Raw genomic sequence first — 15,922 nt, forward strand, 5'->3', positions numbered from 1 at the left:
GGCGGGCACATGGCCCGCCTCTTCTTGTTACTGACCCAGTGACCACCAACCACGCCGCTTGGGTTTGGCCGGCTGCTCCGGTTCTTCGGCTACGACCTCCAGAACCGGCTCAGGGGCTTCTTCAACCATTATGTCCGCTGGTTCTTGCGGGTCTTCTGCGGCCACTTCGGCCACAGGTTCGGGTTGTTCGGCCTCTGCACGTTCAACCTGTTCTTCAACGACGCTTTCCGCTTCGGGCGGGAGCTGCTCTGCCGCTGTTTCAGTTTGTTCAACTTTTTCGGCAGGCGCTTCCACAGGTGCATCTGTCACACCAGTTTCCTCGGCCGGTGCTTCAGGGCTTGCGGCCTGGGCATCCTTGCTCACAACAGCTTCAGCGGCGACTTCTTCCGTAGCTTCAACAGGTTCCGCGTCCTTCTTCTTGCGGCGCGGTGCACGGCGACGCTTGGGCTTGGCCGCTTTTTCTTCTTCGGCAGGATCAGATGCTTCACCCTCAGGTTTTGCGTCATCCGCCGCTTCGGTTTTGGCTTCATCCGATTCCTCGGACGCCGCTGCGTCACCCTCTTCAGCGTTCACCTCAGGAGTTTCGTCAGAACCATTGCTCTTTTTCCGACGGCGACGACGACGTTTGCGCTTGGGCTTGGCGTCCTCTTCGGCCTGAACGGTGGTTTCCTCTTCGACTGGCTCTTCCTCGCTGGCGTCGACAAGATCCATCAGGGACGCATCCACGGAAACAACGGGCGCGCTGGCTTCGGGAACGATCCGGCTTGCCGTCTTGAATTTCTCCATCGAGAAATCCGGGCTGACCAGATGTACGTCGCCTTCAACACGTACAGACAGGCCATAACGGGCCTCAATCTGTGCAATATGCTCGCGTTTCTGGTTCATCAGGAAGTTGGCGATGCTGACAGGGCAGCGAACCAGTACTTCGCGTGAACGGCGGCGGGTGCCTTCTTCCTCAATCTGACGCAAGATGGTCAGCGCCATATTGTCATCCGAACGGATCAGGCCAGTGCCGTGGCATGCCGGGCAAGGCTGCGTAGTCGCCTCCAACATACCGGGACGCAGACGCTGGCGGCTCATCTCCATAAGGCCAAAGCCCGAGATACGGCCGACCTGAATACGCGCGCGGTCAGTTTTCAGCCGTTCCTTCATACGCTTTTCGACGGCCAGGTTGTTCTTGCGCTCGTCCATGTCGATGAAGTCGATGACGATCAGACCAGCCAGATCGCGCAGACGAAGCTGGCGCGCAACCTCTTCGGCGGCTTCCAGGTTGGTCTTGAGCGCGGTTTCTTCGATCGAGCCTTCCTTGGTTGCCCGGCCGGAGTTCACGTCAATCGCGACCAGCGCTTCGGTCACGCCGATCACGATATAGCCACCGGATTTCAGCTGAACGGTCGGGTTGAACATTCCGGCCAGATAGCTTTCGACCTGATAGCGCGCGAACAAAGGCAGCGCATCCTCGTACCGTTTCACGTTCTTCGCGTGTGACGGCATGATCATCTTCATGAAGTCTTTGGCGATGCGATAACCGCCCTCGCCTTCAACCAGAACTTCATCGATTTCGCGGTTATAAAGATCGCGGATCGACCGTTTGATCAGATCGCCTTCCTCATAGATTTTTGCCGGCGCAATCGATTTCAGCGTCAGTTCGCGGATCTGCTCCCACATGCGTTGTAGGTATTCATAATCACGCTTGATCTCGGATTTAGTACGCTTGGCGCCGGCGGTCCGGATGATGAGCCCGGCTCCGGTTGGCACGTCGATTTCCGCCGCGATTTCCTTAAGTTTCTTACGGTCCGGCGCATTGGTGATTTTGCGGCTGATCCCGCCCCCACGCGCCGTGTTAGGCATCAGAACGCAATACCGACCTGCCAGAGACAAGTAGGTGGTCAGAGCAGCACCCTTGTTGCCACGTTCTTCCTTTACGACCTGCACCAGCAAGACCTGGCGGACCTTTATAACCTCTTGAATCTTATAGCGACGTGGCCGCGGCTTACGCACCGGGCGAATGTCTTCGCTGTCATCTTCGTCGGCGACGGATTCGATTGAATCGTCCTTCGAGGTCGCATCAGCACGCGCTTCGACATCGGACTTTTCGTCATCTTCAGACGTGGTGTCCTCAGAGGCTTCAAACTCTTCTACGGCTGCCTCTGGTTCGTCACCGCCAACCTCGGAATCTTCAACGGATTCCTCTGCGGCAGCTTCGACAGAGTCATGCTGAGTACCATCGGCGGCTGCCTCCTCAGCTTCTGCAGGGGCTTCGGCCACTTCCTCGACCTCAGCAGCACCTTCTGCTTCTGCCACAACCTCAGCATCAACTGGCTCTTCCGAAGATTCAGCTTCAATAGGTTGCTCTTTGGTTACTTCGGCATCGACCGGCTCTTCCACCGGAGTTTCAGCCACACGATCAGCCGGAGAGGTGCCTTCCGGAACCGACATGTCGGCTCCTTCTTCACCTTCGTCCAGATCGATGGTTTCCATGCCGGTGGGTTCGGATGAAACCTCAATCGACTCTACGGCATCATCGGATTTTACATCCGCAGCCTTCGTGCGCGAACGCGAGCGACGCTTTTTAGGCTTCGACTCTTCGGCTTCATCCCGCGCCTTCATTGCCTCGGCATAGGCGCGCTCTTCTTCCATCAGCGCTTCGCGATCTGCGACCGGAATCTGATAGTAATCCGGATGGATCTCCGAAAACGCCAGGAAACCGTGCCGGTTCCCGCCGTAATCCACAAAAGCCGCCTGTAGGGACGGTTCGACCCGGGTTACTTTTGCAAGATAGATGTTGCCAGCAAGCTGGCGTTTATTTTCGGATTCAAAGTCGAACTCCTCAACCTTGTTTCCGTCAACCACCACGACGCGGGTTTCCTCCGCGTGGGTGGCATCGATAAGCATTTTCTTAGCCATGTGTCCTTGGTGCACCGCGCCAAACGCGTTGTCCTTTCCCGTCCGGGGGGACGGGCGCTTTTGGGGTGGTGTCTTGTCAGGGCGATTTCGGACGGCGCGCGGCAGGGTCTGGCGCTGTGGCCCCCTGCCCGTATACTCAATCGTTGCGCGCGCGTCATCGCGGTTCTTCTCCGACAGGCGCAGATCTAACCGCTGCCTGCCCATTTATTCCTTTCGCTCGCTTTTGCGGGCTCAGGCGTTCAGCTGCCCCCTTGGGGGCATAATCGGTCTGCTTTGCCTTGCGGGATTGATCACCATCAACGACAGAGCAGCGAAACTCAAAGATTCGGGACTTTGGGGCGCAAATGAGCCCTGCCCGTCCAGATACAATAAAAGCAGTCCTGTGGAAAACACAATGGGCAAACTGCGAGAAGAACAACACAAAGCCCCGGGATCACTTCATCTGGCCAAAAATATCCCGGGGGTGATTTGAACCGCAGGCTCAAAAGGGGGCTGGCCCCCCTCTCTTTCTTACAAATAGTCCGAGCGCTGCAGCCCGTATTTCGCCATCTTCTCGTTCAAGGTCCGACGTGGCAAACAAAGTTCGTCCATCACAGATGCAATCGAACCCTTGTGGCGCCGCATCGTGTTGTCGATCAGCATCCGCTCGAACGCCTCGACATATTCCTTGAGCGGCTTGCCTTCAGTCGTCATCACGGGCTGCATTTCTTCATGATCGGACATCAACAGCGACGCTATCGTTCCGGAACCGCGCCGTGATTGCAAAACGGCCCGTTCCGCAATGTTGATCAATTGCCGCACATTGCCCGGCCACGGCGCTTGCAAAAGCTGAGCCGCTTCCTGTGCACTTACCTGTGGCGCGTCACAGCCATATTCTTCCGAGAACTGCTCACTCAGCCGGGTGAACAGCGTCAGGATATCCTCGCCACGCTGACGCAAAGGCGGCATGGTGATCCGCAATGCAGCAAGACGATAGAACAGGTCCGGGCGCAGAACGTCTTCGCTGGTCTTGCCTGCTTCTTGCAGGTTCGAAATTGCGATGATCCGGGTTTCGGCCGGCGTTCCTTGATCGTTCATCACGCTCAGTAACCGGGCCTGCAGCGTATCGCTCAACGCCTCTACGTCTTCCAGCACAAGTGTACCGCCTCGCGCCTCTTCGATCGCTGGCAATTGCGCGTCTTCCGGCATCATCGGGCCAAACAGGCGTTTTGACAGCGCCTCCTCCTCAAGCGCGGCACAGGACACCAGAACGAACTTCTTGCCAGCACGGCTGCCAACCGCGTGCAAAGCGTGGGCCACAAGTGTCTTACCAGTGCCGGTCTCACCGTCGATCAGCACATGGCCATCGGCCTGCCCCAGATCTAGGATATCCTCACGAAGGCGCTCCATAACCGGGCTGGCGCCGATCAACTTGTTCATGATTTGGGTTCCGCCCGACAGCTCGCGCCGCAAGGCACGGTTGTCCAAGGTCAGTCGGCGCGCATTGCTGGCGCGTTTGGCCAGTTCCGACATGCGATCAGGGTTAAAGGGCTTTTCTAGGAAATCAAACGCCCCAACGCGCATCGCTTCTACCGCCATCGGCACATCGCCATGACCGGTGATCATGATGACCGGCAACGTACTGTCGGCGCCCATAAGCTTTTTCAGGAGCTGAATGCCGTCCATGCCGGGCATTTTGATATCCGAGATCACGATACCCGGATATTCCGGTCCCAACACTTTCAGCGCGTCCTCGGCGCTGGCGAAGGTTTCCGTGTCATATCCCGACAGTGCCAGCCATTGGCTGATCGACTGGCGCATGTCCTGTTCGTCATCCACAATGGCGATCTTCATGGCCTGTGCCATAGTCATTCCTCGTTATTCCGCGGCCTCTAGGCCGTCGCTTCCCAGTATCGGCAACTGCATCTCGAACACGGCCCCGCCTTGTGGGCTGTTTCGTGCAGTCAGCCTTCCGCCATGGTCGTTCACGATCCCGGAAGAGATGGCAAGCCCCAGACCGACCCCGTCGCCGGGCTGTTTCGTAGTATAGAACGGTTCGAACAGATTTTCGATGTTCTCGATTCCATAGCCGTTATCGCGCACTGTCAGCACCGCTGTATCGCCCGCTGCCAGTATGATTTCGATATCCGGTTCGGATACTGATTTGGTGGCGTCCAGCGCATTACGCAAGAGGTTCACCATCACCTGCTCGATCCGCATCCGATCGCCCATAACTGACACCGGTTCGTCCGGCAGTATCTGGGTGATCTTGACGTGACGCTGGCGCAGTTGCGGCTCCATCATGGACAGCGACGATGCCAGCGCTTCACTAAGATTTACTGGGGAAAACGTATCCGCACCCTTACGCGCGTAGGATTTGAGCTGGCGGGTAATCGCCCCCATCCTTTCGATCAGACCATCGATCCGACCAAAGCTTGCCAACGCCTCCTCAGGCCGGTTCCGACGCAGCAAAAGACGTGCGCCAGCCAGGTAGGTCTTCATTGCAGCCAGGGGTTGATTTAGCTCGTGACTCACGGCCGCCGACATCTCACCCAAAGCGGCCAGTTTCGAGCTTTGCGCCAGCGTCTGTTCGGCAACTTCCAGTGTTTTTTCAACCCTTTCCCGCTCAGCAATTTCCCGCTTTAGCCTTGAGTTCAATGCGCGAAGCTCTGCCGACTCGCGCTGGAACAACGCCATGCGGAACGTGGCTCGACGGCTAAGCGCATAGAAGGCCAGTGCCAGAAGAATCGCAAAACCCATGATCTCGAGCGCGATAACGCTGTTAACCTTTTCCCGAATCGACTCGTAAGTGGTGAACGACGTCATTTTCCATCCCCGGAACGGGATGCGCGTTTCCATCCGCATCACCGCCTCACCCTGCAGATAGGCGTCTGGCGGCAACGCGGTCCAGTCGGTTGTGGCGCGTATTGCCCGCTGAATGGCACCTTGCGCCGGCTGGCGAAGCAACGCGGCGTTTTCTTCAAGCCCCCGCCATTGCGGTTCAGTCGACAGAATGATCGTTCCGGTACTGTCAGTCACCATTACAGCGTCGGAAATACCTGCCCAGGCGCGTTCGAATTTCTGCAGATCGACCTCGACCACGATGACGCCCAGAACGTCGGCATTGGCTTCCATTCGTCTTGAATAGACAAAGCTGTAGCCGCCCGATTCCTTTTCAATAACGGTGAAGATCGTCGAATTCGCCCGCACTGCATCAATGAAATACGGCGAACTCCGGTGTGGTTCTCCCAAGCGAGCACGATCAGTGGCCGCAACAGTTCGCCCGTCCCCGTCAAGCAACATCAGCGAGGCCGCGCCAATCTCTTCGACAAACGAAATCAAACGCTGGGTGGAAAGGGAATAGTCACTGGACTGCAGCGCGGAAATCAACGTCGGGTCGCGTGCTAAAAGCTGCGGAACAATTGCGTTTCGGCGCAGTTCGCTCAGCAAGTTGCCGGAATACAACGCCAGCCGCACTTCGGCCCGGTTTCGTGTTGATTCAGTAAACCGGTCCGTCAGAAGACGGTTGGTTACATAAACCGTGGTGAACGTTGCGATCAAAAGAATGATAATCGCCAAGCGCAGCCGCCAACCCAATGGCGCACCACGAAACGGTTTTGTCAGAAAGGACCAGCCAGAGCGAACTTCGGTACTCATCCCAGAAAGTTACGCGGGCTGGATCATAACCTCAAGTCACGCTGGGGCAAGAACACCAGACAATGCGCGGAACAATGCCGTTCCGTCCGTTCCACCATGGCCGTCATCCGCCGCACGTTCAGGGTGTGGCATCATTCCCAGCACCCGGCGATTTTCAGACAGAATACCGGCGATATCCCCGACCGAGCCGTTCGGATTCTCGGTATAGGTGAACGCGACCCGATCCTGATCCTGCAGTTTGGCCAGTGTGGCGTCATCCGCAAAATAGTTACCGTCATGGTGCGCGATTGGAATACCGATCACATCGCCCGCATTGTAACCTTCGGTGAACGCGCTGTCGCTGGTTTCCACCTTCAGACCGACCGTGCGGCAAATGTATTTCAAACCGGCATTGCGCAGCAAAGCGCCCGGCAGGATGCCGGTTTCAGTCAATATCTGAAACCCGTTGCAGACACCAATGGCATAACCGCCACGTTTGGTATGTTCGACCACGGCTTTGCAGATCGGTGACTGCGCAGCAATGGCGCCGCAGCGCAGGTAATCGCCGTAGGAAAAGCCACCCGGAACGCCGACGATATCCACACCTTCAGGCAGCGCGGCGTCCTTGTGCCAGACCATATCGACCTCAAAACCTGCCTGTTCGAAAGCGACGGCAAGATCCCGGTCACAGTTTGAGCCTGGGAATACGATGACAGCTGCGCGCATGGCGGGGCCTCCGGGGATAAGGTTCAGACCAGTTCGATTTCGTAGCGTTCGATGACCGTGTTGGCCAACAGCTTTTCGCACATCTCGGTGATGTCCGCCTCGGTCGCGCCTTCGGCCAGCTCAAGGTCGATCACCTTGCCCTGCCGCACGCCTTCGACCTGATCAAAGCCCATGGCACCCAATGCGTGACGCACCGCCTCACCCTGCGGGTCGAGGACCCCGTTTTTGAGCATCACATGCACACGTGCTTTCATTCTCGCAACTCCAGCTGAGGGCCGATATTGTCGGCCCGTTCCGTTGCGCGGGGGATAACGTGCTGAAAGGCGTTCGACAACCCTTCTTGAAGTGGGCAGATGACCGCACTTATGCCCGCTACCCGCCACCCCCGGAAATCAGACCAGGATAGTGCGCGTCAATTGCATTGAACGTGCCTGTCAAAACCATCTCGATTGCGACCGCCACAAGTATGAGAGCCATGACACGCGTGATGACATTAATCATCGTCATCCCCAATAAGCGCGAGATCGGATCGGCGAACAACAAGCCTAAGCCAACGATCAAACAAGCGATTACGATTGCCGTGCCAAGCGTCACCACTTCGGCACCATCGCTAAGCGTATGAGAGTAGACGATTGTTATCGCAATAGTGCCGGGCCCAATAGTCAACGGAATTGCAAGCGGTACAACGGCGATGTTTTCTTTTTTCTTATGCCCCTCCTCCACAGCTTGCTGATCCCCTTGTGGCCTGTCCGACGCGTTCAGCATCGACATACCAATACCGAAGATGATCAGACCCCCGGCAATACGGAACGAGGGTATGTCGATCCCGAACACAGCCAGGATCTCTTCTCCGATCACAACCGCTATCAGACCGATTATAATCACCGTACCCGTCACGATAAACGCTACCCGCCGGCGTTCGGGGGCCGAATACCCTTTCGTCATGCTAAGAAAAATCGGGATGCCGTAGAGCGGGTTGAAAATCGCCAGAAGGGCTGCAAGGAACTTTAGAAAAACTGCCTGATCAAACAATTCGGCCATGTATAGCGCCACCCTCGTTTTCCTATTTGCCCGACAATGCCGGACAACCAGTAACCCTGTCAAACCGCTAGATACAAAGAAAAAAGCACCGCTTTGGGTAAAGCAGTGCTTTTAACAAAATGCTGTTCGCCCCTGTGATCAGTTGATCAGCGTAGGCTTAGCGACGTTACTTTTCGGCAAAACGCCCAGCCGGCGTGCGACTTCGGAATAGGCGTCCGTCAGACTGCCCAGATCGCGGCGGAATACGTCTTTGTCCAATTTTTGACCGGTTTCGATATCCCATAGACGGCAACTGTCGGGGCTGATTTCATCGGCCACGATCAAACGCTGGAAATCCCCGTCGTAAACGCGGCCAATCTCGATCTTGAAATCGACCAGACGAATGCCGACAGCCAGCATCATGCCGCTCATAAAGTCATTGACGCGCAGCGCGAGGCTCAGGATATCGTCCATGTCCTGTTGGCTGGCCCAGCCAAAGGCAGCGATGTGTTCCTCAGTAACCAGCGGATCACCCAACGCGTCGTCTTTATAGCAATATTCGACAATCGGGCGCGGCAGTTGCGTACCTTCGGCAATGCCCAAACGTTTCGACATTGTTCCCGCGGCATAGTTGCGAACGATAATTTCAAGCGGAACAATCTCGCAATTGCGCACCAATTGCTCGCGCATGTTCAGGCGACGGATGAAATGAGTCGGAACGCCAATCTGGTTGAGGCCGGTCATGAAGAACTCGCTCAGGCGGTTGTTCAGCACGCCCTTACCGTCAATGACATCTTTCTTCTCCGCATTGAACGCGGTGGCATCATCCTTGAAATACTGCACAATGGTGCCGGGTTCCGGGCCTTCATACAGAATTTTGGCCTTACCTTCGTAAATCTTTTTGCGACGCGCCATGAGCGACCTTTCCAGTCCGGGGCGAGGGAATGAGTCCCTTCGCGTTGGCGCTCTCATAGTCCAAGCCCCACTTTCCCGCAAGTTCAGCGGACCGAGAGGCTTTGACGCAGCGCAATTCCCTTGCACAGGCGCTCAGCTATAGTCATATCATCAATTAAGAAGATGTAAGCTATGAGGTCCGCAACCAATGACCACTTTTGACGAACGCGAAAACGCTTTTGAAGCAAAATTCGCTCATGACGAAGAAATGCAGTTCAAAGCACAGGCGCGCTGCAACAGATTGCTGGGCCTCTGGGCCGCAGAAAAGATGGGCAAGTCCGGCGAGGACGCCGAAGCCTATGCCAAAACCGTAGTAATCGCCGATTTCGAAGAGGCCGGGCACGAAGATGTCGTGCGCAAGGTTTCCGGTGATTTGGGCGCGCTGTCGTCCGATGAGGAAATCCGCGCAAAAATGGCCGAGCTTTTGCCCCAAGCCAAAGCGCAGGTCCTGAGCGAAACCGAATAAAAACACTCGGCTCATGATCTTCATGAGTTTTATGAATTTGATTTGATGCCCCGGTCATGAGACACGGGGCGTCTCTATTTTTAACGGCCCCATTCGGCCATTTGGGAATACCCCATGACAAATGCGCTCAATAAACTTTTGGAAACAAAAGATGCTTTGCTGGCCGACGGTGCCACGGGCACGAACTTGTTTAATATGGGCCTGCAATCAGGTGACGCGCCCGAGCTGTGGAATGTCGAAGCTCCGGACAAAATCCGCGCTTTGTACCAAGGCTCAGTTGACGCCGGCAGCGACCTGTTTCTGACCAACACCTTCGGCGGCACATCCGCGCGCCTGAAATTGCACGACGCCCAGAACCGGGTTGGTGAGTTGAACCGGATCGGTGCCGAACTGGGCCGTGAAGTGGCGGACAAGTCCGGACGCACCGTTGTTGTCGCAGGCTCGGTTGGTCCCACCGGTGAGATCATGGAACCTATTGGCAGCCTGTCCCATGCCGGCGCTGTTGAGATGTTTCACGAGCAAGCCGAAGCGCTGAAAGAAGGCGGCGCGGACGTTCTATGGGTCGAAACCATCAGCGCACCCGAAGAATTCAGAGCGGCGGCAGAAGCTTTTGCGCTGGCCGACATGCCTTGGTGTGGCACCATGAGCTTTGACACTGCCGGACGTACCATGATGGGTGTGACCTCCGCCGATCTGGCCCAACTGGTCGAGACCCTGCCCAATCCGCCGATCGCATTTGGGGCCAACTGCGGCACCGGTGCCTCAGACATCCTGCGTACGGTGCTTGGATTTGCGGCGCAGGGAACAGAACGTCCGGTGATTTCCAAAGGCAACGCGGGCATTCCAAAATATGTCGATGGCCACATCCACTATGACGGCACACCTGAATTGATGGGGCAGTACGCTGCGATGGCACGGGATGCGGGTGCCACGATCATCGGCGGGTGCTGTGGCACGATGCCAGATCACCTGCGCAAAATGCGCGAGGCACTAGATACAACCAGCCGCGGCACGCGCCCGACACTGGACCAGATCACGGATGCTTTGGGCCCGTTCTCATCAGCCTCGGACGGTACCGGAGACGATGCGGCAGTGCCTGAACGTCGCAATCGCCGCCGGCGTCGCGCTTAAATCCTTCAGCGCCCCTCGAATTTCGGGGGGCGTTTTTCCATGAAGGCTACGACGCCCTCGGCAAAGTCGCGCGAACGGCCGCAATCACCCTGCAAATGCGCCTCCATCTCCAGTTGCTGCGGCAGAGTGTTGTCGTAAGTTCCGCGGATCGCCTGTTTGATTGCGCCAAACGCAGTGGTTGGACCGTTGGCCAGATAGGCAGCTCGCTTGCGCCAATGCGCGTCGAATTCGTCGTCAACGACCGCTTCCCAGATCATGCCCCATTCATCCGCCTGTCTGGCGCTGATCTTGTCGGCAAACAGCGCCGCACCCATGGCTTTGGCGAACCCCATCTGGCGTGGCAGGAACCATGTGCCGCCCGCATCCGGCATCAAACCGATACGGGAAAACGCCTGCAGGAAATACGCGCTTTCAGTCGCAATCACCACATCGGCGCTGAGCGCAATGTTCGCCCCGGCCCCGGCTGCTGGTCCATTGACGGCTGCGATGGTTGGGACCGGACAGTTGTAGATGGATTCCAGCATGGGATCGTATTCGTCGCGCAGTGTGCGTTCCAGATCAATCCGGCCTGTGCTGGAAGAATCGCCGAGGTCCTGACCCGAGCAGAAGGCGCCACCTGCCCCTGTCAGCACGATTGCCCGCGCATGCCGGGCCGCATGTGTCATCGCATGGGTGACCTCGGCCCGCATCTGCGCGGTCAACGCGTTCAAATTGTCGGGTCGGTTAAGGGTTACCACAGCCAGATTGTCAGTGATATCCAGCAGTATAGCCTCATAGTCCATGCAGTCCTCTCCCCATGCTCACGACTTGGTGAACCCTGACTCAATTACAGGCGAAGGGAAAGAAATACGGTGGGTCAGTCGTCAAGAATCTGGCGCAGGCGTTCTTTCTCAGCTTCGCTGAGGCCGTCCTTGACTTCAGTGCCCACCGCCTGAGATCGGTTGCGTAAAAAACTCCAGCCTATCACGGCGGCGATCAACAGCATGATCGGACCGGCAAGCCAAAGCATCAGGTTCGCCCCCGTAACCGTCGGCTTTAACAGAACGTATTCACCGTAACGATCCACGATAAAATCGACCGCTTCCTCATCCGTATCGCCCGCGACTAGCCGTTCGCGCAGCAGCAGGCGCAGGTCGCGAGCAAGTTCGGCATTGCTTTCGTCGATGCTTTCATTGCGGCAGACAAGGCAGCGCAGGCCGGTGCTCAGGTCACGCGCGCGTTGCTCCAGGACCGGATCCTCCAGTACCTCGTCTGGCTGCACCGCAAACAAGGGCGATGCAATCAGGGCGAAAATCAGGATCAGACGCTTCATTCCGCCGGTACTCCACCCGTGGGTGCTTTGCGCGCACCCGCCGCCACCCGGAACCTGCGGTCAGTCAAGCTCAGGAGCCCGCCCAGTGCCATCAGGATACATCCGCCCCAGATCCAGTTGGCCAGAGGTTTGATATAGGTCCGCATGACCCAGCCACCATCGGCTTGCTGGTCCCCTATCACGACATAGAGGTCACCCCAAAAGCGATAGTCGATTGCCGCCTCGGTAGTAGGCATCCGGGCAACGGGATAATTGCGTTTCTCGGGATGCAGCGTGCCCATAGACCGCCCGTTCTTTTCAACCTGAACATCCGCAGTGGTTGAGAAATAGTTCGGTCCCTTAACTTCGCGGACGTTTCCAAGCGTCAGTGTGAACTGCCCAACTTCAAACGGCTGACCGGGCTGCGCAACGCGGATATCTTCAACTTCCCACGCGGTCAGACCGGCAATAGCAAAGATAGTCACGCCTAGCCCAGTATGAGCCACCGCTTTACCCCAGTCCGCGCCAGGCAATCGGAACAGACGCTGGATGCTGCCTTTGCGACCGGTACGGCTCCACAAGTCAACGGCCGCACCTAAGGTGATCCAGGCCCCCAGAAACAGTCCGGTTGGTCCAAGGGCGCTGCGTCCGGTCTGCATAGCCCAGACCAACAGGGCCAATGCGACCGACAAGATGAACACATAGCGCAGGGAATAGGCCGTCTTGCCCAATTTGCCTCGTTTCCATGGCAACATGGACCCAATCGGCAAAGCAATTCCCAAGGCCACCATGAAGGGCGTGAAGGCCGCATTGAAGAATGGTGCCCCGACCGAGAGCTTACGGTCAAACGCCATCTCGGCCACCATCGGCCACATCGTTCCGAAGAATACTACGAAACAGCTAACCGCCAGAAGAATATTATTTAGAATCAACGCGCTTTCGCGGCTGACCACGCTGAACACACCCTTTGCCTCCATCGCTTGCGCGCGGGCCGCGAACAGGGTCAGTGCGCCACCGATGAAGAGCACCAGAATGATCAGGATAAAGACGCCGCGTTCCGGGTCATTTGCAAATGCATGCACAGAAGTCAGCAAGCCCGACCGCACGATGAATGTCCCGATCAGCGAGAAGCCGAATGCGATGATCGCCAAAAGGATGGTCCAGCTTTTCAACGCTTCGCGTTTTTCCACCACGATGGCCGAATGCAACAGGGCAGCGGCCAAAAGCCATGGCATGAACGACGCGTTTTCCACCGGGTCCCAGAACCAGAAACCGCCCCACCCCAGCTCGTAATAGGCCCACCATGATCCCAGAGCGATGCCAATGGTCAGGAATATCCACGCGGCAAGGGTCCACGGACGCACCCAGCGGCCCCATGCGGCATCAACGCGCCCTTCGATCAGGGCGGCGACGGCAAAGCTGAAGGCCATGCTAAGCCCCACATAACCCAGATACAGGAACGGCGGATGGAAGGCCAAGCCGGGATCCTGCAACAACGGGTTTAGGTCGCGACCGTCAAACGGGGCGACGATCAGCCGATCAAAGGGGTTCGAGGTAAACAGGATGAACGCAAGAAACGCCACCGCAATCATCGATTGAACCGACAGAACCCGAGCTTTCAATGTCGGTGGCAAGCCACCCCCAAAAAAAGCAGCCATCGCTCCGAACAATGACACGATAAGAACCCACAACAGCATCGAGCCCTCGTGGTTTCCCCATGTCCCGCTGATCTTGTACAGCATCGGCTTGGCCGAATGGCTGTTCTCGACGACCACACGCAGGGAAAAGTCCGAAGTCACGAACGCCCAGACCAAGGCTCCGAACGAGAAAGAAACCAGCAAGAACTGGACGATTGCGGCGGGTTCCGCGACCCCCATCCAGCCGACCCAGCGTTTGGCTGCGCCGATCAAGGGAACGATCGACTGCACGATTGCGACGAGGAAGGCGAGGATCAGGGCGAAATGGCCAAGTTCTGTAATCATGCCCCAGATATAATCCTGTTGCGTGACCAGCACCAATCACTTTCGCCCCCTTGCCGCGAACATAGTGTCGCGGGTCAGCCGGTCCTTTTGCGCCGCCATGTCTCTAACGCAAGGTTTTCGTCAGGTTTTATTACGGCTGCTGTCAGTGCCGCGTCGGGGCCGGATTTGGCCACGCCCACGCCGTCGCTACGCATCTCAGCCAGCGCCTTTAGGCTTTCAAGCACCTGCGGAGTGCGCATCATTGTGGCCGAAATTTCGCGTTGCAATTCTTGCACCTTGGCCTGATGCCGCGCGCCGAAATAGAAGGACACGATCACCCCCAGCAACCACCACAACGGCTCGGGTACCAGGGCGATCCCCTGCATACGCGCCGAAAACCAGATCGGATCGACCATCGCCGCCACAAAAAGACCAAGCGTTCCCAGTGCCATCGCGGGCCTGGGCAGGCGGTTAAGACCGTCGATAAACCGATCAAACGGAGTTTTTCCAGAGCCCTGAAATTCTGCCCCGAACTGACTGACAGCCTGCTGTCGAATCTGCAAACTCCTCTCGGCGCCGCTTTCTGCATTTTCCCGAAAGACCTCGGCGGTTTCTCGTATGATGTTGCGCTCGTTTCCAAACAGAAAAGCCAAAATACCCGAGATCAATCCCATCGTGAAACCCTCTTTTGAAACTCTGTGTCCGTCAGGTGATAGGAGGGTGAAACAAACTCTTCCGCCCGCCGGATCCAGCCTCCTTTACCGCCCGCCCTACTGCGCGCGAATTTCCGGGACGCGGGCCTTCGATCCGCAAGACGGAAGTAATAGTTGCGGCGTGCAACCCCATAGGCATCTGCAAAGGTAACCGGGTCAGACTTGGCCGCGCTTCGGCATGCCCGAGCTGTCTGTGGCCCGACAACCCCGTCCACCACCACGTCGAAACCCATTTCGCGCAACAATCGCTGCAGAATGCGGACTGCCTGCGCACCAGCATTGACATACATGTCGAACACCGAGGGCTGGACAATCTCGGGCAACAGTCTCAGGCGCGGAAGCTCAAAATAATGTCGGACGAAAATATCAATGGCCTGCGCTTTGCTGAGCCTTCGAACATCCGTCCGGTCCACCACTCCATCACCGGACAAATCCAGACCCAGACGCCGCATGGTATGAACGGTCACACCATAGTTTGTCGCGCCGCCCGGATCATCCCGGTCATCTACGAACCCACCCTCACGCCCCACGATCTCAGTCGCAATTTGCCGAACCGTCTGCATCGCACCCTCCGCCTGTGATTGCGTAAAGGCTCGGGCAAATTAGTTAACCCGTGGCAATGAAAAAGGGCGCTGTGTGCCATGTGCACGCAACGCCCCTGTTTGAAGTTAGGTATCAGGCCCGGATCAGCCTCCGTCGACCTCTTTATAGACACCCTGTTCCTTCAGGGCATCGACGACCTCTTTCGGCATATAGGTTTCATCGTGTTTGGCAAGAATTTCAGTGGCTTCGAAAACGCCGTTTACGTAAGATCCGGTGCCGATCATCCCCTGATTCTCCGAGAACAGGTCCGGCAGAACTCCGGTGAATGCCACTGGAACGCTTTCGCCGCCATCGGTTACAACAAATCGCACTGTCTCTCCCTGCCCACGCACAATCGAGCCCTCTTCGACCAGTCCGCCAATCCGAAACACTGCGGTCGGCTTCGGGGGCTCGGCGATCACCTCGCTGGGCGAACGGAAGAAATTGATGCCATCCCGCATGGCATACCCAATCAACGCCGTCGACAGCGCCAATGCGACAGCGGCCAAAACAATGACCTGAATACGACGACGTTTCTTGAGCGTTTTCATACCGT

At 57.1% G+C, this 15,922-nt stretch carries 15 protein-coding genes; 2 read left to right on the forward strand and 13 right to left on the reverse strand.

Features of this window, described 5'->3' with window-relative positions; translation table 11 throughout:
* Positions 1-27: 27 nt before the first annotated feature.
* From AC2FGC_RS01915 to purC, 7 genes are all read right to left on the reverse strand, one after another.
* A complete protein-coding gene (locus tag AC2FGC_RS01915) occupies positions 28-2,907 on the reverse strand; it encodes an Rne/Rng family ribonuclease (RefSeq protein ID WP_496722700.1) in 2,880 nt (959 codons plus the stop codon).
* Positions 2,908-3,417: 510 nt separating this feature from the next.
* A complete protein-coding gene (locus tag AC2FGC_RS01920) occupies positions 3,418-4,752 on the reverse strand; it encodes a sigma-54-dependent transcriptional regulator (RefSeq protein WP_496722971.1) in 1,335 nt (444 codons plus the stop codon).
* A 12-nt stretch (positions 4,753-4,764) separates the two neighbouring features.
* Positions 4,765-6,543, reverse strand: coding sequence for a sensor histidine kinase (locus AC2FGC_RS01925; RefSeq protein ID WP_496722698.1), 1,779 nt, complete (start codon positions 6,541-6,543; stop codon positions 4,765-4,767).
* A 36-nt stretch (positions 6,544-6,579) separates the two neighbouring features.
* The gene (gene purQ, locus AC2FGC_RS01930) at positions 6,580-7,248 is read right to left on the reverse strand and encodes a phosphoribosylformylglycinamidine synthase subunit PurQ (RefSeq protein WP_496722696.1); all 669 of its coding nucleotides are present in this window, start codon (positions 7,246-7,248) and stop codon (positions 6,580-6,582) included.
* Positions 7,249-7,271: 23 nt separating this feature from the next.
* Positions 7,272-7,502 carry a phosphoribosylformylglycinamidine synthase subunit PurS gene (purS, locus tag AC2FGC_RS01935; protein WP_109311572.1) on the reverse strand — a complete coding sequence of 77 codons (231 nt, stop codon included), beginning with the start codon at positions 7,500-7,502 and terminating at the stop codon, positions 7,272-7,274.
* A 118-nt stretch (positions 7,503-7,620) separates the two neighbouring features.
* Positions 7,621-8,289: a MarC family protein gene (locus AC2FGC_RS01940; RefSeq protein ID WP_496722693.1), complete on the reverse strand. Its 669-nt coding sequence runs from the start codon at positions 8,287-8,289 to the stop codon at positions 7,621-7,623.
* A gap of 138 nt (positions 8,290-8,427) precedes the next feature.
* Positions 8,428-9,183 carry a phosphoribosylaminoimidazolesuccinocarboxamide synthase gene (purC, locus tag AC2FGC_RS01945; RefSeq protein ID WP_058271542.1) on the reverse strand — a complete coding sequence of 252 codons (756 nt, stop codon included), beginning with the start codon at positions 9,181-9,183 and terminating at the stop codon, positions 8,428-8,430.
* Positions 9,184-9,370: 187 nt separating this feature from the next.
* On the opposite strand from purC, the gene AC2FGC_RS01950 reads away from it, so the two are divergent.
* Positions 9,371-9,688 carry a DUF1476 domain-containing protein gene (locus tag AC2FGC_RS01950; protein WP_058277863.1) on the forward strand — a complete coding sequence of 106 codons (318 nt, stop codon included), beginning with the start codon at positions 9,371-9,373 and terminating at the stop codon, positions 9,686-9,688.
* Between the two features lie 114 nt (positions 9,689-9,802).
* Complete coding sequence (gene bmt / locus AC2FGC_RS01955) at positions 9,803-10,819, forward strand: betaine--homocysteine S-methyltransferase (protein WP_496771852.1); 1,017 nt, start codon at positions 9,803-9,805, stop codon at positions 10,817-10,819.
* Positions 10,820-10,824: 5 nt separating this feature from the next.
* On the opposite strand, the gene AC2FGC_RS01960 is transcribed toward bmt, so the two are convergent.
* The 6 genes from AC2FGC_RS01960 to ccmE form a co-directional block, all read right to left on the reverse strand.
* A complete protein-coding gene (locus AC2FGC_RS01960; RefSeq protein ID WP_496781334.1) occupies positions 10,825-11,601 on the reverse strand; it encodes an enoyl-CoA hydratase-related protein in 777 nt (258 codons plus the stop codon).
* 74 nt (positions 11,602-11,675) lie between these two features.
* Positions 11,676-12,131: a cytochrome c-type biogenesis protein gene (locus AC2FGC_RS01965; protein ID WP_058271538.1), complete on the reverse strand. Its 456-nt coding sequence runs from the start codon at positions 12,129-12,131 to the stop codon at positions 11,676-11,678.
* Complete coding sequence (locus AC2FGC_RS01970; RefSeq protein ID WP_496781449.1) at positions 12,128-14,092, reverse strand: heme lyase CcmF/NrfE family subunit; 1,965 nt, start codon at positions 14,090-14,092, stop codon at positions 12,128-12,130. The genes AC2FGC_RS01965 and AC2FGC_RS01970 overlap by 4 nt, the downstream gene beginning before the upstream one ends.
* A gap of 74 nt (positions 14,093-14,166) precedes the next feature.
* On the reverse strand, positions 14,167-14,745 hold the full coding sequence (locus AC2FGC_RS01975; RefSeq protein WP_496722688.1) for a holin family protein: 579 nt from the start codon (positions 14,743-14,745) through the stop codon (positions 14,167-14,169).
* Complete coding sequence (locus AC2FGC_RS01980) at positions 14,736-15,347, reverse strand: holin-associated N-acetylmuramidase (protein WP_496722686.1); 612 nt, start codon at positions 15,345-15,347, stop codon at positions 14,736-14,738. Before AC2FGC_RS01980 ends, AC2FGC_RS01975 begins: the two co-directional genes overlap by 10 nt.
* Before the next feature lie 123 nt (positions 15,348-15,470).
* On the reverse strand, positions 15,471-15,917 hold the full coding sequence (gene ccmE / locus AC2FGC_RS01985; protein ID WP_496722684.1) for a cytochrome c maturation protein CcmE: 447 nt from the start codon (positions 15,915-15,917) through the stop codon (positions 15,471-15,473).
* Between the last annotated feature and the right edge of the window lie 5 nt (positions 15,918-15,922).

This window comes from Ruegeria sp. CDSC054 (assembly GCF_059610645.1).